The sequence below is a fragment of the Pseudomonas sp. CFII64 genome (genome assembly GCF_000416235.1).
Classification (GTDB): domain Bacteria; phylum Pseudomonadota; class Gammaproteobacteria; order Pseudomonadales; family Pseudomonadaceae; genus Aquipseudomonas.
On sequence record NZ_ATLO01000012.1, the window covers coordinates 51,062 to 70,707 of the forward strand.

At 55.5% G+C, this 19,646-nt stretch carries 23 protein-coding genes, 1 tRNA gene and 3 pseudogenes; 7 read left to right on the forward strand and 20 right to left on the reverse strand.

Features of this window, described 5'->3' with window-relative positions:
* Positions 1 to 93: 93 nt before the first annotated feature.
* On the reverse strand, positions 94 to 765 hold the full coding sequence (locus tag CFII64_RS07745; RefSeq protein ID WP_020290233.1) for a Bax inhibitor-1/YccA family protein: 672 nt from the start codon (positions 763 to 765) through the stop codon (positions 94 to 96).
* 122 nt (positions 766 to 887) lie between these two features.
* Between CFII64_RS07745 and CFII64_RS07750 the strand changes: the two genes are divergently transcribed.
* Positions 888 to 975 (forward strand) — tRNA-Ser (locus CFII64_RS07750).
* A gap of 129 nt (positions 976 to 1,104) precedes the next feature.
* Here the strand turns inward: CFII64_RS07750 and CFII64_RS30215 are convergent.
* Positions 1,105 to 1,248 (reverse strand): annotated as a pseudogene (locus CFII64_RS30215) (integrase); the annotation flags it as partial.
* A 76-nt stretch (positions 1,249 to 1,324) separates the two neighbouring features.
* On the opposite strand from CFII64_RS30215, the gene CFII64_RS07755 reads away from it, so the two are divergent.
* Genes CFII64_RS07755 through CFII64_RS07765 form a run of 3 tightly spaced genes read left to right on the forward strand, consistent with a single transcriptional unit; the run spans position 1,325 to position 3,215 of the window.
* On the forward strand, positions 1,325 to 1,624 hold the full coding sequence (locus CFII64_RS07755) for a metal-sensing transcriptional repressor (RefSeq protein ID WP_020290234.1): 300 nt from the start codon (positions 1,325 to 1,327) through the stop codon (positions 1,622 to 1,624).
* 7 nt (positions 1,625 to 1,631) lie between these two features.
* On the forward strand, positions 1,632 to 2,765 hold the full coding sequence (locus tag CFII64_RS07760) for a nickel/cobalt efflux protein RcnA (RefSeq protein WP_020290235.1): 1,134 nt from the start codon (positions 1,632 to 1,634) through the stop codon (positions 2,763 to 2,765).
* A 12-nt stretch (positions 2,766 to 2,777) separates the two neighbouring features.
* Positions 2,778 to 3,215 carry a YqaA family protein gene (locus CFII64_RS07765; RefSeq protein WP_020290236.1) on the forward strand — a complete coding sequence of 146 codons (438 nt, stop codon included), beginning with the start codon at positions 2,778 to 2,780 and terminating at the stop codon, positions 3,213 to 3,215.
* 138 nt (positions 3,216 to 3,353) lie between these two features.
* Here CFII64_RS07765 and CFII64_RS07770 read toward each other — a convergent pair whose 3' ends face one another.
* The 7 genes and pseudogenes from CFII64_RS07770 to CFII64_RS07795 all read right to left on the reverse strand — a co-directional run bounded on the left by CFII64_RS07770 (position 3,354) and on the right by CFII64_RS07795 (position 7,948).
* Entirely contained in the window at positions 3,354 to 4,430 is a 1,077-nt protein-coding gene (locus CFII64_RS07770) for an ArsO family NAD(P)H-dependent flavin-containing monooxygenase (RefSeq protein ID WP_371106424.1), read from the reverse strand.
* A 33-nt stretch (positions 4,431 to 4,463) separates the two neighbouring features.
* Positions 4,464 to 4,583 (reverse strand): annotated as a pseudogene (locus tag CFII64_RS30220) (arsenate reductase); the annotation flags it as partial.
* A gap of 30 nt (positions 4,584 to 4,613) precedes the next feature.
* The gene (gene arsH / locus CFII64_RS07775; protein ID WP_020290239.1) at positions 4,614 to 5,327 is read right to left on the reverse strand and encodes an arsenical resistance protein ArsH; all 714 of its coding nucleotides are present in this window, start codon (positions 5,325 to 5,327) and stop codon (positions 4,614 to 4,616) included.
* 46 nt (positions 5,328 to 5,373) lie between these two features.
* A complete protein-coding gene (locus CFII64_RS07780; RefSeq protein WP_020290240.1) occupies positions 5,374 to 5,844 on the reverse strand; it encodes an arsenate reductase ArsC in 471 nt (156 codons plus the stop codon).
* 18 nt (positions 5,845 to 5,862) lie between these two features.
* Positions 5,863 to 7,146: an arsenic transporter gene (locus tag CFII64_RS07785; RefSeq protein ID WP_020290241.1), complete on the reverse strand. Its 1,284-nt coding sequence runs from the start codon at positions 7,144 to 7,146 to the stop codon at positions 5,863 to 5,865.
* A gap of 26 nt (positions 7,147 to 7,172) precedes the next feature.
* A complete protein-coding gene (locus CFII64_RS07790; protein WP_020290242.1) occupies positions 7,173 to 7,529 on the reverse strand; it encodes a metalloregulator ArsR/SmtB family transcription factor in 357 nt (118 codons plus the stop codon).
* A complete protein-coding gene (locus CFII64_RS07795; protein ID WP_020290243.1) occupies positions 7,526 to 7,948 on the reverse strand; it encodes an arsenate reductase ArsC in 423 nt (140 codons plus the stop codon). The genes CFII64_RS07790 and CFII64_RS07795 overlap by 4 nt, the downstream gene beginning before the upstream one ends.
* 324 nt (positions 7,949 to 8,272) lie before the next feature.
* Here CFII64_RS07795 and CFII64_RS07800 point away from each other — a divergent pair, with 324 nt between their 5' ends.
* Positions 8,273 to 8,776, forward strand: coding sequence for a MarR family winged helix-turn-helix transcriptional regulator (locus CFII64_RS07800; protein ID WP_020290244.1), 504 nt, complete (start codon positions 8,273 to 8,275; stop codon positions 8,774 to 8,776).
* Between the two features lie 48 nt (positions 8,777 to 8,824).
* Entirely contained in the window at positions 8,825 to 9,382 is a 558-nt protein-coding gene (locus CFII64_RS07805; protein WP_020290245.1) for an arsinothricin resistance N-acetyltransferase ArsN1 family A, read from the forward strand.
* Positions 9,383 to 9,474: 92 nt separating this feature from the next.
* Here the strand turns inward: CFII64_RS07805 and CFII64_RS29270 are convergent.
* From CFII64_RS29270 to CFII64_RS07850, 10 genes and pseudogenes are all read right to left on the reverse strand, one after another.
* A pseudogene (locus CFII64_RS29270) lies at positions 9,475 to 9,624 on the reverse strand (chromate resistance protein ChrB domain-containing protein); the annotation flags it as partial.
* 37 nt (positions 9,625 to 9,661) lie between these two features.
* Positions 9,662 to 10,600 carry a copper homeostasis membrane protein CopD gene (gene copD / locus CFII64_RS07810; protein WP_020290246.1) on the reverse strand — a complete coding sequence of 313 codons (939 nt, stop codon included), beginning with the start codon at positions 10,598 to 10,600 and terminating at the stop codon, positions 9,662 to 9,664.
* A gap of 3 nt (positions 10,601 to 10,603) precedes the next feature.
* Entirely contained in the window at positions 10,604 to 10,990 is a 387-nt protein-coding gene (gene copC / locus CFII64_RS07815; protein WP_020290247.1) for a copper homeostasis periplasmic binding protein CopC, read from the reverse strand.
* A gap of 73 nt (positions 10,991 to 11,063) precedes the next feature.
* A complete protein-coding gene (locus CFII64_RS07820) occupies positions 11,064 to 11,954 on the reverse strand; it encodes a copper resistance protein B (RefSeq protein ID WP_020290248.1) in 891 nt (296 codons plus the stop codon).
* A 9-nt stretch (positions 11,955 to 11,963) separates the two neighbouring features.
* Entirely contained in the window at positions 11,964 to 13,829 is a 1,866-nt protein-coding gene (locus CFII64_RS07825; protein WP_044901241.1) for a copper resistance system multicopper oxidase, read from the reverse strand.
* 233 nt (positions 13,830 to 14,062) lie between these two features.
* On the reverse strand, positions 14,063 to 14,503 hold the full coding sequence (locus CFII64_RS07830; protein ID WP_020290250.1) for a DUF411 domain-containing protein: 441 nt from the start codon (positions 14,501 to 14,503) through the stop codon (positions 14,063 to 14,065).
* A gap of 25 nt (positions 14,504 to 14,528) precedes the next feature.
* A complete protein-coding gene (locus CFII64_RS07835; RefSeq protein WP_020290251.1) occupies positions 14,529 to 14,798 on the reverse strand; it encodes a heavy-metal-associated domain-containing protein in 270 nt (89 codons plus the stop codon).
* 278 nt (positions 14,799 to 15,076) lie between these two features.
* Positions 15,077 to 16,075, reverse strand: coding sequence for an NADP-dependent oxidoreductase (locus tag CFII64_RS07840; RefSeq protein ID WP_020290252.1), 999 nt, complete (start codon positions 16,073 to 16,075; stop codon positions 15,077 to 15,079).
* A gap of 133 nt (positions 16,076 to 16,208) precedes the next feature.
* The gene (locus CFII64_RS07845; protein ID WP_020290253.1) at positions 16,209 to 16,997 is read right to left on the reverse strand and encodes an SDR family oxidoreductase; all 789 of its coding nucleotides are present in this window, start codon (positions 16,995 to 16,997) and stop codon (positions 16,209 to 16,211) included.
* A 74-nt stretch (positions 16,998 to 17,071) separates the two neighbouring features.
* A complete protein-coding gene (locus CFII64_RS07850) occupies positions 17,072 to 18,172 on the reverse strand; it encodes an alkene reductase (protein WP_020290254.1) in 1,101 nt (366 codons plus the stop codon).
* Positions 18,173 to 18,338: 166 nt separating this feature from the next.
* Between CFII64_RS07850 and CFII64_RS07855 the strand changes: the two genes are divergently transcribed.
* Positions 18,339 to 18,947: a TetR/AcrR family transcriptional regulator gene (locus CFII64_RS07855; protein ID WP_044901242.1), complete on the forward strand. Its 609-nt coding sequence runs from the start codon at positions 18,339 to 18,341 to the stop codon at positions 18,945 to 18,947.
* 26 nt (positions 18,948 to 18,973) lie between these two features.
* On the opposite strand, the gene CFII64_RS07860 is transcribed toward CFII64_RS07855, so the two are convergent.
* Positions 18,974 to 19,582, reverse strand: a complete 609-nt coding sequence (locus CFII64_RS07860) for a LysE family translocator (protein ID WP_020290256.1) — start codon at positions 19,580 to 19,582, stop codon at positions 18,974 to 18,976.
* Positions 19,583 to 19,646: the final 64 nt, after the last annotated feature.

The window sequence follows — 19,646 nt, forward strand, 5'->3', positions numbered from 1 at the left end:
GTTCAGAGAAACTCCGGCAATGATAAAGAATTCCCAGGCGCTAGACAGCAAAAAGCCCGCAATGCGGGCTTTTTGTTGACGCTTGGCCATCTATCAGTCGTCGCGGCTCATGATGCCGAAGATCTGCAGCAGGCTGATGAACAGGTTGTAGATCGATACATACAGGCTGACGGTCGCCATGATGTAGTTGCGCTCGCCACCATGAATGATCGCGCTGGTCTGGAACAGGATGCAGACGGAGGAGAACAGCACAAAACCTGCGCTGATCGCCAGTTGCAGCCCGCTGATCTGGAAGAAGAAGCTCGCCAGAGTTGCACCCAGCAGCACGAAGAAACCGGCGGTGATGAAGCCGCCAAGGAAACTCATGTCCTTGCGGGAGATCAGCACGTATGCCGACAAGCCACCAAACACCAGTGCTGTCATGGCAAACGCGGAGCTGACAATTTCAGCGCCGCCAGCCATGCCCAGATAGCGATTGAGGATCGGGCCCAGCAGGAAACCCATGAAACCGGTCAAGGCGAAGGTCGAAACCAGACCCCATGCCGAATCACGCAGCTTGTTGGTGAGGAAGAACAGGCCGTAAAAGCCGATCAGCACCACAAAAATGTTGGGATAACCCACGCGCATCTGCTGGGCGACAAAAGCCATGACGCCGCTGAATGCAAGGGTCAGGGCCAGAAGGCCGTATGTGTTGCGCAGGACGCGGCTAACCTCTAGCTGATCGGCCTGCACGCCGTTATTAACTGCGTAATCCTGTTCGCGCATGGCGAAACTCCTGGTGGTTGAAATGTTGAGTTGCAAAGATCATAACAGAGAGCCTGCAAACGGCTACCCAGAGAGTTTGACAGCGTGTTTCATTCGGGTATTATGGCGCCCGCAATGCAAGTGGAGATATGGCCGAGTGGTTTAAGGCAGCAGTCTTGAAAACTGCCGACTGTAACAGGTCCTAGAGTTCGAATCTCTATGTCTCCGCCACTTTTGAAACGCTAAAGCCCTGAAAATTCGGGGCTTTTTCGTATCTGGGGTTTGGGAAATTACCGAGCGGGAATCACGATCGTTTCCGCATCTTTTGAATCGTTTCCGCAACTCTGGGTAAAAAAGGTTTCATCTGGTCGGCTTCACAACCTCCCCCACGCGACGGTAAACCGTCTCCGTAATCCGCTTGTCGCTGTGTCCCAAAAGTCGGCTGGCGTCCCCAAGGTCTTCAATTTCGCTCGTCGTTTTCGGTCGGATATCCCGGAACTGTGGTCGCGATACGTTTGATCTTATCCCCCTGGGGGGGATAGGATGCGGACGTAATTCATTGAGGCCTGAGGCTCAGATCATGAGTGAGCAAGAGCACGAACACAGCCATCCCCACACCCACCAAAGTCATGAGGCTATCATCAAGCGCCTCAAGCGGGCGGATGGCCATTTACGCGGCATCATCGCCATGATCGAAGAGGGTCGTCAGTGCGTGGACATCGCTCAGCAACTGCACGCCGTTGAAAAAGCAGTGTGTCAGGCCAAGCGCACGCTCATTCAGGACCACATTGATCATTGCCTGGAGGACACCGTCTCGGCGTTGAACAATGGCGAGCGGGCACCACTGGAAGCCTTCAAGCAAATCACCAAGTATCTCTAGGTCTGACATGCCCAACTTCGCTGAACTGTTGCAACAAGGCGGGGCTCACGCCTGGCTGTATTTCCCGAGCGCTATCTTGCTTGGCGCCTTACATGGCCTGGAACCGGGCCATTCAAAAACCATGATGGCGGCGTTCATCGTGGCCATCCGCGGTTCGGTAAAACAGGCCGTTTTGTTGGGGTTGGCGGCGACGCTGTCTCACACTGCCGTAGTGTGGCTAGTCGCGATCGGCGGCATGTACCTGGGCAAAGGCCTGGACGCTCAAACCACTGAGCCGTATTTCCAGCTTGCATCCTCGGCACTGATCATCGTGATTGCGCTCTGGATGCTGTGGCGTACCTGGCGCGGTGAGCAGATGTTCAAATTCGAGCAGGGTGATGATCACCACCACGAACATGACCATGGACATCATGACGAAAACCATCAAATCGATACTGGCCATGGTCGTGTCGAATTGTCGATCTCTGAACAAGGCACGCCACCGCAATGGCGTTTGAAGACCTTGACCGGCCATGCCTGGGCAGCCTCAGACGTTCGCCTGATGACGACCCGTCCTGACGGCAGCACTCAGTCGTTCGCTTTCGTCGAGCGCGAGGGCTTCCTGGCGTCGGCAGTTGATATCCCGGAACCGCATGAGTTCAGCGCTCGTTTAAGCCTTGGGTATGCCGGTCATTTCCATGATTATGACTTGGAATATCAGGAGCGTAATCAGGGGCACGCACATTTTGATCTGGAAGGTCTGGAGTTGTCGATTGACGGCTATCAGGATGCACACGAACGTGCACATGCCAACGATATTCGTAAGCGCTTTACTAACCGACAAGTCACCACAGGCCAGATTGTTGTGTTTGGTTTGACGGGCGGTTTGATCCCTTGCCCTGCCGCCATCACTGTATTGTTGCTTTGCCTTCAGGTCAAAGAGGTTGCATTGGGAGGCGTGCTCGTCCTGTGCTTCAGCATCGGTTTGGCAATCACGCTAGTGACTGTAGGAGCTGCTGCTGCCATTGGTGCCAAACAGGCGTCCAATCGCTGGCCTTGGTTGGGCACCGTGGCTCGTCGTGCTCCGTACCTGTCCAGCGTGTTGATCATCGGTGTTGGCCTGTACGTAGGTTTCCATGGCTGGATCGGCCTGACCGCATAAGGCGACTTCCGAGTGTTTGAACTCACCAGTTACGTGGGTCTATTCCTGGCAGCATTTGGTGCCGCTACGTTGTTGCCAATGCAGTCTGAAGCCGTGCTGGTGGGGATGTTGCTTTCCGACCGGTACGTCGCGTCTACGCTCATCGCGGTCGCCACGTTCGGCAACGTTCTCGGCTCTACGCTGAATTGGTTATTGGGTCGCTCTGTTGAGCGATTGCGTCACAGGCGCTGGTTTCCGGTGAGCGAGAGCAAGCTCGAAAAGGCCCAACAATTTTATCTGCGATTCGGGCGCTGGTCGTTATTACTGTGCTGGGTGCCCCTCATTGGTGACCCACTGACGGTCGTTGCGGGAGTCATGCGTGAGCCGTTCTGGAGTTTCCTGCTCATTGTCACCCTAGCCAAGGGCGTGCGTTATCTTGTGCTGGGCGCTGTCACACTGGGATGGGCATGACGACGGCTCATACGCAGGAGCAAGCGCGACCTGGGCTCGCACCAAATCCAGCCGAGAGCAAATGGGGGGGCAGGTGCTGTTTTCTTCACTCCGGGCACTGGTCAATATTGTCATCATGTCGATGCTCATCTTGCTACTTCATGCTGAGACCATTGAAGAAATATAGCCTTGAACCTGCTTGACCACATCCCGAGCGGTTCGGGTTACGCCTATCAAGGTAGCGGAAGCGAGGCCCGTCCAATCGCCATATCCCACTAGCCACAGATTGGGTAATCCTACGCTCCGGTTTTCGGTTACTGCGATTTTGTTGTCCAGACCTACGATCCCCAGGCTCGTCAGATGGTCGAGCGCCGGAGAAAAGCCCGTACACCAGATGACGGCATCCACCCTGGTTTCGTTGCCCGATGGCCATATCACGCCTGTTGGGGTGAAACTTGTGAATGGTCGTACCGAACTCAATACCCCACGCTCCCGAGCTTCTTTTACGGTCGGCACCATAACGATGTCTCCCAATCCGCCTTCGGACTGAGGGAGCTCAAGGCCCTCTTGTTGGGCCTTCAACCGAGCGGTGGCTCGTTCGAACAATGCACGACCATCAACCTCGTCCGGAAGAAATCTGGGCGCTTCTTGAGTCACCCAAGTTGCCTGAGCCACTTTTGAAACCTCCGCGTAAATCTGGGCGCCCGAGTTGCCGCCGCCGACGACGAGTACAGTCTTACCCTCGAACGCACTCGGCCCGGCGTAATGCGCAGAATGGATCTGCTCACCCTCGAACAACTCGTGCCCTGGATAGGCTGGAATAACCGGTCGGCTCCAAGTGCCAGTTGCACTGATGACCGCTTTGGCGTCCCAATAACTATCCCCAGAGATGACACGCAACCCGCTTTCGATGTTCTCGACGCGGGTTACTCGCGTGGAGCGAATGATGGGGAAGTCATATCGGCGCTCGTATTGGGTCAGATAGTCGACGACGTCATCCCGTCCTGGAGTACCGTCGGATACGGCGGGCATCGGCCAGCCAGCAATTGAACTCCATGCAGACGGCGAGAAGAGCCGGAGCGAATCCCATCCGTGTTGCCATGCGCCTCCCGGTGCTGACTCGGCATCGAGCAATACGTAGGACAGTCCCGTACGCTTTAAAAAATAGGCGACGGTCAGCGCGGACTGGCCGCCGCCAATGACCACAACATCAAGTATCGGATTTTGATTCAACACCAACCCCTCCAGACCTATCTGCTTCGTATCGGTTCAAACCCTGTGACCACCATTCTCATCAATGACGACTTGCCCGTCTTCTTTGAGGAAGCTGCCGCGCTGCGCTTGAGGGAGGAGGTCAAGAATGACCTCTGACGGACGACACAAGCGTGATCTGGCTCATGCAGTTTCCTCACACTAGCGTTAAATGGAGCGCTGGTTGACACGCCTGGACAGTTCTTCGGCGGACTCTTTGCGTTCGGAGTAACGATCAACCAGGTAATCCTGCCGATCCCGCAGTAGCAGCGTGAACTTCATGAGTTCTTCCATCACGTCCACCAGACGGTCGTAGTACGAGGATGGCTTCATCCGGCCCGCCTCGTCGAACTCAGTGAACGCCTTGGCCACCGAAGATTGGTTTGGGATAGTGAACATCCGCATCCACCGACCCAGTACCCGCAGTTGATTGACGACGTTGAATGATTGCGAGCCGCCGCAGACCTGCATTACAGCAAGGGTCTTTCCTTGGGTAGGCCGTACAGCGCCCAGCGCTAACGGAACCCAGTCGATCTGAGCCTTGAAAACCGCACTCATGGAGCCGTGCCGCTCAGGGGAACACCAGACTTGTCCTTCCGACCATTGCATCAACTCGCGCAGCTCCGCGACCTTGGGGTGGGTGTCGGGTGCGTCATCCGGCAGCGGCAGGCCTGATGGGTTGAAGATCTTTGTTTCAGCGCCAAACTGCTCCAGCAGGCGTGCGGCCTCTCGGGTTACCAATCGGCTGAAAGAGCGCTCTCGCGTCGATCCGTATAACAGAAGGATTCGAGGTTTATGGAGTGAAGGCGTGCGAGGCTTCAGTTGCTCCAGGGAGGGAATGTCAATCAGATCGGTGTGGACGTTCGGCAATGTATCTTGCATAAAAACTCCTGCGGATGCGCCTGGCTGGCACAGCCTCTATTGCTCTTCAAAGCGAACCGATACGGTTCAGTTCAGCTTTGAGCGGGTCACGGCTCATGGTATTCAGCGGCAGCGCAAGAAACGCACTCACGCGTTCGCGGATTTTGGCGAGGGTGGTTTCAAACGCCGCGCTGATGTCGCCTTCCGATCCAGAGGCTTCGGACGGGTCGGCCAAGCCCCAATGCGCTTTCAAGGCTGGGCCAAAGAAGATGGGGCATGCTTCACCCGCAGCCCGATCACAGACGGTAATAACGATGTCTGGCGGCGAGCCTTCAAAAGCATCCGACGCCTTGCTGCTCAAGCCAGCAATGGAGATGCCTGCTGCTTCCAGCGTCTGCAAGGCTCGCTGATTCACTCGACCACTGGGAAAGCTTCCCGAGCTCACTGCTTCTATGCCTTCGGGCGCTAAATGATTGAACAGCGCCTCGGAGAGGATGCTGCGGCAGCTGTTATGGGTACACATGAACAGGACTTTCATAAAGATTCCTCTCAGACTTTAGAAACTGAGCCGCAACGCCAGGGCGCAGAGCGTGACAATCATGATGGGTAAGGTCAGCACAATGCCGGTCTTGAAGTAATAACCCCAGGTGATGGTTATGTTCTTTTTGGCCAGGACGTGCAGCCAAAGCAATGTGGCGAGGCTGCCGATGGGCGTGATCTTAGGGCCTAGGTCACAACCAATAATGTTGGCGTACACCATTGCTTGTTGAACCACGCCTTCGGCATCGGCAGCGTGTATGGACAAAGCGCCGATAAGCACTGTTGGCATGTTGTTCATGATCGAGGACAGCAAGGCTGTGAGCAGCCCGGTACCAAGTGATGCGCCCCAAATTCCGTAGCCCGAGAAGAAGTTTAGGATCTGTGAAATGTGGTCGGTGAGACCGGCATTTTTGAGCCCGTAGACGACCAGATACATGCCCAAGGAAAAAATCACCACTTGCCATGGCGCGCCTTTGAGCACTTTGCCTGTATCGATGGCATGCCCACGGGCAGCGATCACGTAGAGAATGAACGCACAGACCGCAGCAATGACACTGATCGGAACGCCTAGCGGCTCAATCACGAAGAAGCCGATGAGCAAAAGCGCCAGCACCCACCAGCCCGCTACAAAAGTTGCCCGGTCGCGAATTGCTTCAGAAGGTTGATGCAGTTGTGCAAGCCCGTAGGTCGCGGGCAGTTCCTTTCGAAAGAACCAGAACAGCATCACCAGTGTCGCGGCAACGCTAACAACGTTCACCGGCACCATAACGGAGGCATATTCGGTAAAGCCGATGTCGAAGTAATCGGCGGAAACGATGTTCACCAGGTTGGAAACCACTAGCGGCAGGCTCGCGGTATCTGCGATGAATCCTGCTGCCATAACAAACGCCAAAGTGGCTGCGGGAGAAAATCGTAGAGCGAGCAGCATTGCGATCACGATCGGCGTGAGGATCAGCGCAGCACCGTCATTGGCAAAGAGCGCCGATACAGCGGCACCCAGCAATATGATGAATGCAAAGAGTTTTCTAGTGCTGCCTGCGCCCCAGCGTGCGACATGCAGTGCGGTCCATTCAAAAAAACCAGCCTCATCCAGCAGCAAGCTGATGATGATCACGGCAATGAAGGTGGCAGTGGCATTCCAGACGATGTGCCACACCTCAGGAATGTCTCCCAAGGTGACCACGCCAGAGAGTAGAGCTAAAACAGCGCCCAGGCTCGCGCTCCAACCCACACCCAAGCCTTTGGGCTGCCAGATGACCAGTACGATGGTGAAAATAAAAATTGATAGAGCAAGAAGCATTTCAAACACTCGATAAAGCGCGCGTATCAGTCGCACACGGCTTGTTTGATAGGGCGGCCATTCATGTCACACAGGCGCGTGGCCTCGTCTTGCAGCCATTGCTGGTTCGCATCAATGACGTCTTTCAAAACGGCGGTCACCCAGTCAGGCAGCTCAGGATGGAGTCGGTAGTAAACCCACTGTCCCTGGCGGCGATCCATCAGCAAGCCTGCTGAGCGAAGCAGTGCGAGATGGCGGGAAATTTTGGGCTGACTCTGGTCAAGGGCTGCGGTCAGTTCGCAGACGCACAGTTCACCCTCTCTAACAATCAGCAACGTGATTTTGGTACGAGTGTCATCGGCCAGACATTTGAACAGCGCCGTGGGAGTCATGGCTTCAGTCATACATCCTCCAGATGCTTTGTCTTCACCAACACAAAAAGTTTGATGCGCTCATGAATGTCGTGAAGGGAATGCCTAAATGCACCGAGATCTTCACTTGTGACCGGATCGGGAAAATCCCAGGCGATGACCTCACCGGCTCCGGGCATCGCCTGGCATTCCTGTGCGGACTTGTCACACAGCGTAATGACGTAATCGAACCGATCACCCTGAAACTCGTCGATGGATTTACTGCGCAGTCCGGACGCGTCCACATCGACGGATTCAAGTGCGGCGACGGTACGCGGATCAACCCTGAAAGGCTTGGAGCCTGCACTGAACGCTGCGAAACGCGGATCGGTATGACGTAACAGAGCCTCCGCGAGCTGGGATCGAGCAGAGTTGGCAACGCAGACCAAAAGGACTTTGATGGGTTGGGTCATGGCAGCGTCCCATATATATGGAGAACCGAATATACGTACTTGCATATATCTAGTAAAGCGTATGTTCTCGATATTGCTATTTTCCTTGCGTAGCTGCGCGACTCGCACTCAGACCGTCGGATGACTTTTCGCGAGGAGGCGAAAGCTGACCACCACGCAAACCAGCAGCAAGCAGCACAGCTGGCTCACATGGTTTAGCTAATTTTTGTTGGTGGTAACAACAAAATGGTGCGACGGATTTCCTATAGTCAACCAGCGCAGCTATGTTGACGGTTCGGCATCACCACGATTACTGTTGCAGCTAACAACAAAATTGTGACGATTATGCCGAAGCGGAAAAAAGACCAGCTGACTCAGGATGCCGAGGATTTGTACGAGGCGTTGAACCAACTCGTCCGTGTTTACCAGTTTCGTGATCGAGAGCGCATCTGCTGCTACGACGTTTCGGTCACTCAATGCTACGCGGTCGAAACGCTGGTCAAGCGAGGAGCCCTGCGGCTCCAGCTCTTGGCTGAAGAAATGTTTTTGGACAAAAGTACGGCAAGCCGTGTAATCGATGCCCTGGAACGCAAGGGCTACGTGTCACGCGTTGAAGATGACGAAGACCGTCGCGCCGTGAAAATCCAGGTCACGGATGCTGGCAGGGGGCTTTACGAAAAAATCAGGGGCGACCTCATTGCCGAGGAGCGAGCAATGATTGAAAACCTTTCAGCCGAAGCCAGGCAAGGTGCATTAACCCTGCTCAGACAGATCACACGAACTACCCAAAAGCGATGCGGCCTCACGAATGACGCTTGTTCAGATGCCAGGCAATTGAATCAAAACTGAGTTTTTTTGATCTGAATGTTGTTACTACCAACAAAATGGAAATTCATCATGCGCATCCGTCGTGCTGAGCCCTATGACGCAACCTCGATAGCCACCATTTACAACCAAGGGATTGAGGAACGAAGTTCTACGTTCGAAACTACCCCGCGTAACCCCGATGACATGCTTGAGCGCCTCCAAACTCATGATCGTTATCCTGTGCTGGTGATGCTTGATGAGCACGATCAAGGTGTCGGATGGGCGAGCCTCAGCGGTTATCGTGATCGCGCCTGCTATGAAGGCATCGCTGACTTTTCTATTTACATGAGCCGTGAAGTCCGCGGCCAGGGAATGGGTAAACGCCTGCTCCAGGCGTTGCTCAAAGAAGCGGAGGCACGCGGATTCTGGAAAATCCTTTCCCGCATATTCACTTCCAACCACGCCAGCCTCGCCTTGTGCGAAGCGTCCGGCTTCCGCCAAGTGGGAGTTTACGAGAAACATGCCTGTCTTGACGGCCGTTGGATCGACTGCGCAATTGTCGAAAGACTCTTTCCTTCGAATCAAACACCGGGCCTTACACCCATCGCTTTAACGAGGACGGAGTCAGGTGGGTTGAGCGGTTGTTGAGGTTTGATGTCGCGCTGAAACCAGGTTCATTTGGGCTTCCCACAGCATAACGACCACTATCGATCACTGGTTAAGTCCATGCAATTACGCGCCATTGCAGCAGTACGGTTCAGACCAGGTTCTTGCAGCTCAAAACTTGCCTGGAGGGTTTCGAAGGTCACGCGATTGCTGGCATGGCTGAAGGTCGCCTCGTCGAAATCAAAAGCCAGCGCATCGGCTGGACAGTCTGCTGGACTGTCCAGGGGTGTTGGATGCTCGTACCTGCCTTAGCGTTACGACCTACTCAGCGGACATTTCCATCTCTGGGCTGAGGGTGCCGAGCCAGGCAACGAGACCCATAATGAACACCACCATCGTCAACTCTAGAATCACGCTGCGCCGCAACGCGTTAACGGCAACACCGTGAGTGCCTGTCTGGATGGATCGTTCGAGCAGCGGGCTCAGGTGAAAACGGTTTACGCCCGCAAACATGAGCATCCCGACAAACAAAAAAATCTTTAACGACAGTAGGGCACCATAAGTAGTGGTGGTCAAAGTCTCGAACGTCTGCCCCACAACCATCAGGTAATTGCTTATGCCGGTCACGGTCAGGGTTAAGACGATGAGTGCTCCGGCAGATTCGAATCCAGTCAGGGTACGACTCAGTACCTGGATTTTCGCAACACCTGCAAGCTTGTTTGATCGCAACAAAATCACGAATGCAGTGAGCGCGCCCACCCAGCTCCCGGCACCCAGAAGATGAACAATATCGCTTGTGAAATGCAGATACCGTCGAGAGCCTTCATCCATCGCACCGTGCCCTGTCCAGGCCAATGTGCCAAGAGCCACAGCGCCGCAGATGGTGACTACCCACAGGCTTAGGGTAGGGGCTCGTCTATTGAGTAAGGCCGCGATACCCGCGAGCGTCAGCGAGGCTATCCGAACCATCCATGTGAGCCCCACGTCAGTCCCCATCAGCATCATTTGAAAAATGTGATGATGAAGCTCCATGAAGCTAGATACGCCGCTCATCATCTTTGCCATTTGCAGCATTGCGGCAAACGATAGTAAGACGCCGAGAATGGCACTGCCGACCAGAAGCGACTCAAAATTCAAAACGACTCCACAGCTCCGTTCTTTTCCTTTGAGACTGTAGATACCAAACAACGCTAAGCCAAAAAGCAACATCAAGTCGATGTACAGCGCAAAGCGGAGGATTATGTTGATTAAGTCATCCATGGATCATTTGACTTTGAAGGTCACAGAGCCTGTGATCGGATGGGTATCGGAGGAAACCGCTCTCCATTCAACTTTGTAGGTGCCTGGTGTGAGTGATGTTGTGGGACTGATCACCATCATTTTCGGATCGGCGCCGCCAGAAACACTCGCTTTGACGCCCATAGGGGAGTGTGTAGACATACCCGGCATCTCAGTCATGATCAATTTTGCGCCGGAAAACTGGGTAGTCAGTTTCTCCGAGAAGTTCAGTTCAATTTTTTCTGGGGCCTGAACAGTGGAGCCCTCTGCCGGAGTGGAGGACAGCAGTTTGGGATGCGCCTGTGCGACTGCGCTCAACAACAGACCTGCGCTAAATGCTGCGGCAACGCTGAAGGTTTTAAGAGATAACATGCAAGGCTCCTGACGGACTAAGCCGTGGGGTGTTGTTTATTGTTGGAATAGTTTTGGGTGGTGTGACACGGGATCAGAACCACATTCGCACCCCTGCAACGAAACGTGCTTCGCTTCGTTCTTCATCTTCTTCACGGGCGTAATCTGCAGTTTTTCCGTAGGAACGGTTCCAGGTCACGCCTATATAAGGTGCGAATTCGGGGCGAATTTCGTAGCGCATCCTCAGGCCAAACTCGGTGTCCGAAAGCCCGGAGCCGGTGGCACGTTGAAGGTCGTTTTTGCCATAAAGGTTCATTTCAACAGTGGGCTGCAGAATCAAACGGTTGGTTAATAAAATGTCGTAGTCACCCTTGAGTCGCAGCGCCGTCTGGCCGCCTTCGCCCAAGTAGGCGGTGGCTTGCGTTTCCAGGTTATAGAGCGCCATGCCCTGCAGGCCCAGTGCCGCCCACGTCTGAGGCGTGCCGGGTTTGAAGTCTTGCCGCACGCCACTGACAATGTCCCACCAAGGACTGATGGCATGACCCCAGAGTGCCTGGAGTTCAGCGCTTTCGGTCACGCCATTGGTTCTCTCGCCTTCGGTGCGAAGCAAGAGACGATCAGTATCGCCTCCGATCCAGCCGTTAGCCTCCCAGCTCAGGGTGCTTCCAGCGTCAGCGTCCTGCCATTCGAGTTGATCAATTAGGAAAAACGAGTTGATTGCGTCGTCGCGCATCTGGTGGCCGGCATGACTTTCAAACACCGCCGCGCGATCCGCGTTGGTAAGTGCAGGGATGGGTGTACGGCTTTCTTGAGACGCTGCGGGCTTCATGCCTTGCAATTGACCGTCATCCATACCCTGCATGTGAGAGTGATCCATGCCTTGCGTCGGCCCGGTCTGCGCATAAACAAGCGAAAACGGCGTAACCCCCACTCCGAGGATGGCCAGACTGACGAAAACCGATTTAGCGGATTGTTCGAAGTTCATGTCTGGCTCCTACTCTTGCACACGGACTTCGCGGAACATGCCCATTTCCATGTGGTACATCAGGTGGCAGTGGTACGCCCATCGCCCTAGAGCATCGGCGGTCACGCGGTAACTGCGTTTAGTGCCTGGCGGCATGTCGATGGTGTGTTTACGAACCATGAAATCACCGTTTTCTTCCTCTAGATCACTCCACATGCCATGCAGGTGAATGGGGTGCATCATCATGGTGTCGTTCACTAGAACCACTCGAATGCGCTCTCCATACTTGAGGCGAAGCGGTTCGGCATCCGCGAATTTCACGCCGTCAAAAGACCACGAGAACTTTTCCATGTGTCCGGTCAGGTGAAGTGTGATGGTGCGGCTTGGTTCCCGGCCATCGGGATCCTGGAAGGTGCTCTTTAGGTCTGCGTAGGTCAGTACCCGGCGACCGTTGTTTCTCAGCCCCATGCCTGGATCGTTAAGTTTCGGCGAGGGGCTCATGGCCTGCATGTCGACCAGTGGGTTATTTGCTTCTGAGGCCGGGTGGGGCTCCATCGAGTTCATGCCGTTCATGCCCTGCATCGAGTGGGCAGACACGCCTGCCGAGGCTGACGTCTGGCCGTTATCCATGCTCTGCATCGATCCACCGTCCATGCCCGTCATACCTTGCGTGTTGTTATCGTTGCCAGCCGCCATTTGGCTGTGATCCATACCCTCCATGCCTTGCATCGAGTTCTGGGCCATGCCATCCATATCGCCATGATCCATGCCGGCCATATCACCCATACCCATGTCGCTCATCGTGATCAACGGACGTTGATCGAGGGACGGCACAGGGGCCGAGAGCCCTTCATGCACAGCCAGCGTACCTCTCGCGAAACCTGTGCGATCCATTGACTGGGCGAACAGTGTGTACGCGTTTTCAGTGGGTTCAACGATCACATCGAAAGTTTCGGCCACGGCAATACGGAACTCATCAACGCTGACGGGCTTCACGTACTGCCCGTCTGCCGCGACGACAGTCATCTTCAAACCGGGAATGCGCACGTCAAAGTAGCTCATCGCCGAACCATTGATGAACCTTAGGCGCAGCCGTTCGCCGGGCCTGAAAATACCTGTCCAGTTGCTGTCGGGAGCCAGCCCGTTGAGCAAATACGTGTAGGTGGCGCCACTAACGTCGGCAAGATCCGTGGGGTTCATCTTCATTTCAGCCCACATTTTTCGATCCGCGACCGTGGCAGACCAACCGGCCTTGCTGACGTCATCAATGAAATCGCCGACGGTGCGCTTGTGCTGGTTATAGTAACTGGACTGTTTCTTGAGCTTTTTCATGACCCGCTCGGGGTTTTCATCAGTCCAGTCGGACAGCATCACCACATAGTCGCGGTCGTAGCTGAAGGGTTCGGGGTCTTTTGCATCAATGACCAGAGGCCCATAGACACCGACCTGCTCTTGAAAACCGGAATGACTGTGATACCAGTATGTGCCGTTCTGTTTAACCTTGAACGAGTACACGTACAGGCCATCTGGCTCAATTCCGTGGAAGCTCAGGCCTGGAACACCGTCCATATTCACGGGCAGAATGATGCCGTGCCAATGGATCGAGGTATTTTCCTTAAGCCGGTTCCTGACCCGCAGCGTAACCGTGTCGCCTTCGCGCCAGCGTAGCAAAGGCCCTGGGAGACTGCCGTTGATTGTCATCGCAGTGCACGGAGTGCCCGTGAAGTTCACTCCCATCTCACCGATTGAAAGATCGAAGTCAGAACCTGCGATTACATTCAGCTGGCCCTGACTGGAAATCGCCCACACCGGGCTGCGCCATAGCCCAAAGCCTGCGAGTAGCCCGCCTGCCGCCAGTGCTTTCACGAAAGTGCGTCTTGATGTTCGGGAATGCATTGAGGTGTCCTAAGTCAGAATCCAGGGCAGAACGGATCCGCCTCCACGATGAGGCCACGGCTCGCTTCAGAGAGTCAGTGCCAGCCGTCATTTGTAAGCAAGATGTCACATCATCGGACGGCGTGTGATTACAATTGCGTCAGGTTGGCAACGGCAATCTGCCTGCGCTGCGAGTAGCTTGCACCCATGGATTCGTCTCGTGGCAGGCGCACCTGATTAGTCTGGCGCAGCCGTCAATTGCCAGAATATTCAGCGACTACTTGATCGGTGCCCGTCAGGGTCTGACCTATCACCTGATACGGCTGTTTGGTTTGGCCGTAATCCATTCCAGGCGAGCCAGCGGGCATGCCCGGCACCGAGACTCCGACGAGGTCGGGGTGACTCTTCAGGTCGAGAATCTGTGCTACCGGTACATGGCCTTCGACAAACTTCCCGTCAATCATCGCGGTATGACAGGAGGCCAGGCGCGGAGCGACGCCGAGGCGCTGTTTGACTTTGCTCATGTTGGGCTCGACATGCTCGCGCACGCTGAAGCCATTAACTTCAAGATACTTTATCCAGTCCTTGCAGCAGCCGCAGTCAGGATCGCGGTAAACATCGATGACTTCAGCAGCTTGTGCCGCTCCGGTCATGAGTAGTGTCGTGAGCACAGCGATACGGATATTGGTAATCATGGGAGTTCTCCAGTTTGAATTACGCTTACCGACAGCAGCAGCCGCCGTTCCCGCCACAACCCGAGGTTGTCTTACTCGCTGTGCGTTCCACTGTCGCCAGCTGTGCTGGATAGCCCGCGTCCTGCAGGGCTGCAAGCAGCGCAGGGCTGTGCGAATCGCCGCTGACTTTCACCCGGCCGGCTTGTAGATCCACTGTTACGTCACTGACGCCTTCAAGTGGGCGCAGCGCTTCGGTGACATGTTTGATACATGAACCACAGCTCATGCCTTGGACTTGCAGTTCAACTGTTTTCATTGGTGACTCCTCACAACCAGGTTGATCATGGAAAGACTGACGCGTAAGGCTTGTCTGCGACTTTGGTTTATCCTCAACCTTGCCGCGATGGTAAGGTCAAGCGGTCGTTTTCACTCAATCAATGGAAGCCTGGTGCAGACGTGAGGCGTTGAATACCACCGACGCCGAGCTCACGCTAATCGCCAGTGCGGCAATCAGTGGTGACAGAAGGTGACCGGTTGGAGGGAAGAACAAGACGGCGGCCAGTGGGACGTTTTGTCGACTATCACGGTGTCTTGTCAGACCAGCTTGATCACTACTTTGCCTTTTGATCTTCCTTGTTCGACATAGCTCAACGCTTTGGCTGTCGCCTCGAAAGGGAAGGTTTGGTCGATCACTGGCTTTATGATTCCGGACTCGATGAGCGCCGTTATTTCATCCAGCTGAGCACCGTTGTGGCGCATAAAGACAAATGCATAGCTGACATGTTTTTTGCGCGCCTTCCTGCGGATGCTGCTGCTCAACACACGCATGATCAGGCCAAATACCCAGGACAGCCTTTGCTCTTCAGCGAACTGTGGCGTCGGCGGCCCGGAGATCGAAATGAGCTGGCCTCCAGGCTTGAGAATGCTGAGGGATTTTTCCAGCTCATCCGCGCCCAGGCTGTTCAATACGATGTCGTAGTCCTGCAGGACGCTTTCGACCTTTTCCTTCTTGTAGTCGATGACTATGTCCGCTCCCAGCGCCTTGACCCATTCAACGTTGTTGGTGCTGGTGGTTGTCGCGACAAAGGCGCCCAGATGCTTGGCGAGCTGGATCGCAATGCTGCCGACTCCACCGGAGCCGGCCTGGATAAAGACCTTCTGGCCTTTTTTCAGCTTGGCGGTTTCCACCAGCACCTGCCAGGCCGTGAGCGCAACCAGCGGGAGCGAGGCGGCCTCTTCCATGCTGATGTTGTTGGGTTTGAGCGCAAGTGCGTCTTCGGGCACCGCGATCAGCTCGGCGAATGTGCCGATGCGCTGCTCAGGAGGGCGTGCATAAACTTCATCACCCGGCTTGAAGCGCCGCACTGCAGAGCCCACGCCGACGACTATCCCGGCCAGGTCATTTCCCAGTATCAGCGGGAACGAATACGGCAGGATCAGTTTGAATTCGCCGCTACTGATCTTTGAGTCGAGCACGTTGACGCTGGCCGCATGCACTTGAACAAGAACGTCATGGGCACCCACGTCAGGGGCGGGCACCTCGGTCAGGCGTCCATTGTTTTTACCGTAGCGGTCGATGGTAAATGCCTTCATGTTGATTCAACTCTCATGGCAATGGCGCGCGGCATTGGTGAATCCTGTGGGCGATTCTGGTTGAGGTTTCGAATCATGAAGTGTCATGTAGGTTGGGCAGGTGCTCTTGCACGAGCACCTGCTTCACGATGTTTTACTTTGTGGCTGTGTAGCGCTCGGCGACTTCGGCTTGCCGAATCTGCGATAGCAAACCCTGGCGTGCAGCCTGCAAGGCATCCCAACGGTCGGCATCCTGCAGTGGCGGGATAGTCACAGGCTCGCGCCGATCAAAGCCGACCAGCGCCGCATCGACCAGATCACCCACTTCCATGACGTCAGTCAGGGTATTGATGTCGATACCCGCTCGCTCCCAGATTTCGGTACGAGTGGCTGCCGGCAAGACGGCTTGTACGTAGACGCCTCTGGGCGTCAGCTCCAGGCTCATGCCCTGTGACAGAAACAGCACGAAGGCCTTGGTCGCACCGTAGACCGTCATGCCGAACTCAGGCGCCAGGCCAACAACCGAACCTATGTTGATGATCGCGCCGTCCCCGGCTTCTGCCAGGCGTGGGGCGATGGCGCTGGCAAGTCTGACCAGTGCGGTGGTGTTGAGCGTAACCAGCTGAGCAACGCTGTCAGGTGACTGTTCGATAAAGCTGCCCGATTGTGCTGCGCCCGCATTGTTTACCAGGATGCCAATATCGGAATCATTGCGCAGGCGGGTTTCCACCGCCGTCAGGTCGGCGCTTTGGGTCAGGTCGGCCTGGAGCACATCAACGGATACATGGTGTTTTTCACGCAGTTGCGCTGCGAGGGCGTCCAGCCGGGTTTTGTCGCGGGCTACCAGGACGAGGCTGTGTCCGCGTTGCGCAAAGCGCTCTGCATAGGTGGCGCCGATGCCAGTGGAGGCGCCGGTAATCAGGACGGTAGTAGGCTTGGTCATGGCAAGATTCTCTGCTGTAGATGTCGATTGGCGATTCACGTGTGGCGCCTGCAAGGGGAGCAACAGTGATTCTGTCAGTGGTTTTGGTGGGCGCTCTCGGTAAGCGTCGGGTAGTCGATGTAGCCGGCTGCACCGCCGCCGTACAAGGTGGCTGGGTCGAATGCGGACAGGGCGGCGTCGGTCTTGAGTCGCTCTACCAAATCAGGGTTGCCAATAAACGGACGTCCGAAGGCAATGAGATCGGCCTTGTCTTCGAGCAGCGTTGAAGTGGCCAGATTCAGGTCGTAGCCATTGTTGGCGATGTAGGTCTGTTTGAAGCGTTGACGCAGGGAGCCGAAGTCAAAGGGCGCCACGTCTCGCGGCCCGCCGGTTGCGCCTTCGACCACGTGCAGGTAAACCAGGCCCAAGACGTCGAGTTGATCGACGAGGTAGTCGAATTGAGCTTGCGGGTCGGTACTGGAAACATCATTGGCGGGGGAGACGGGAGAGATCCGAATACCTGTTCGCTGCGCACCGATTTCGCTGACTACAGCCGCTGCGACTTCCAGTAGCAAACGAGCACGATTTTCAACCGAGCCGCCGTAGGCATCGGTGCGCACATTCGCTCCGTCCTTGAGGAACTGGTCAAGCAGGTAGCCGTTCGCGCCATGGATTTCTACGCCATCAAAACCGGCAGCCATCGCGTTTGCTGCGGCCTGGCGGAAGTCCTTGACGATTCCAGCGAGCTCGCCGATTTCGAGGGCTCGAGGTTGCGAAACATCCACGAAGCTGTTGTTGACGAAAACCTTCGTCGCCGCGCGAAGGGCAGAGGGGGCTACCGGAGCTGCGCCATTTTCCTGGAGGTCAACATGGGACACGCGTCCGACGTGCCACAACTGCAGGAAAATACGTCCGCCCCGCGCATGGACGGCTTCGGTGACAGTGCGCCATGCCTCTATCTGCGCCTGGGTATAAATCCCTGGCGTATCTTGATAGCCCTGTCCTTGCTGTGAGATCTGGGTAGCCTCGGAAATCAGCAGGCCGGCGGAAGCTCGCTGGCCGTAATAGGTGGCAGCGAATTGGCTCGGAACAAAGCCTGCTCCAGCGCGGTTTCGCGTCAGTGGCGCCATTACGATTCTGTTGGAAAGCGTCAGCGAGCCGAGGTTGTAGGGCTCAAACAAAGTCTTGTCGTTCATATCGATTCCATAATCGTTAATCAAACACGCGATCCGCGCCGTGTGGGTGGAGATTCGCCAGCAGGTATTTATGATGTCGATCATGCTCAAAGCTGTCAATGATTTTGATTATGACCGACATCATAGTATAGTCAGGCTGTTGATTTATCAGGCACAGGGGCGCGAAATGAAGATCACCAAGACCCAATCACTCGCCAACCGGGCTCATATTGTGGCAACGGCTTCAGAGCTGTTTCGTGAGCGTGGCTACGATGGTGTGGGTGTGGCGGAGTTAATGGCCACTGCCGGTTTTACCCAGGGCGGCTTTTACAAACACTTCGGTTCCAAAGCGGATTTGATGGCCGAGGCCGCGGAAAAAAGCTTGTCGCAATCACTCGCCAGCTCTTGCGACCTCGACGTTGCGGGCTTCATCAATGTGTATGTGTCGAGAGATCACCGGGACGGCAGGGGAGGCGGTTGCACCATGGCGGCGCTGTGTGGTGATGCTGCGCGTCAGTCGGATGAGTTGAAGGCGACGTTTGTCAGCGGAATTGAAAAAACGCTGGCTGCACTCGAGGAAAAGTACCAGGCGGGTCTGGATGCGCCACAGCAAGACACACGAGCAAAAATGATTGACCTGCTCGCCCATGCACTAGGTGCGGTTATGCTGTCGAGGGCCTGTCCGGATGACTCGCCTCTGGCAGATGAAATACTCGAGGTTTGCCATGCCGAACTGATGAGGTCGTTGCCATCGGGTGAGCAAAAAACCGCAGGTGAAGTGCAAGACGGGGTTTGATTCCCCGCGCGCAAGCAGCATTGCCGTCAGGTATGGATAGGCAGGGCCAGCCCGAACAGTACAAAAAATCCACCGCAGACTTTATTGAATCGGCGTCCGGTTCGAGCCAGCCAGGGTCTGACCCGGTGCGCTGCGCTGGCCACCAGATACTCAACGACGAACTCCACGACTGCATAGGTCAGCGCGATAGTGATTGTCTGCGCGATGATGCTTCGCTGCGGATCCAGGAACGGTGGAATAAACGCAGTGAAGAGCAACAGTGCCTTGGGGTTTGAAATGGCCGATACCAGCCCTTGGCGGAACAGCGACCAAGGTCGGAAACTGGTAGTGCCGGTCGGATCAAGGCTGACGGGCGCAGACCGCCACAGCCCGAAGCCCAGCCAGATCAGATAGAGCCCGCCAGCAATCTTCAATGCTGTGAACCAGCTGGCCGACGCCTGGATCAGCGCACCCAATCCCAAGGCGCAGAGCGAAAGCACGATGGCAAAGCCAAGCACGCCGCCCGTGATGGTGAATAGCGTCTTGCGGCTCCCGTGAAGGGCGCCATGGGTCAGCACCAATAATGCATTGGGCCCTGGAACCACCGCGATGCCGCAGCAGGTAAACAGATAGAGCAACCAGGTCTCGAATGGCATGGCAGATCCAGAATGGGTTGATTCATGCCAGTACTCTGCGGGTGAACAACCGTCATGAAAAGCG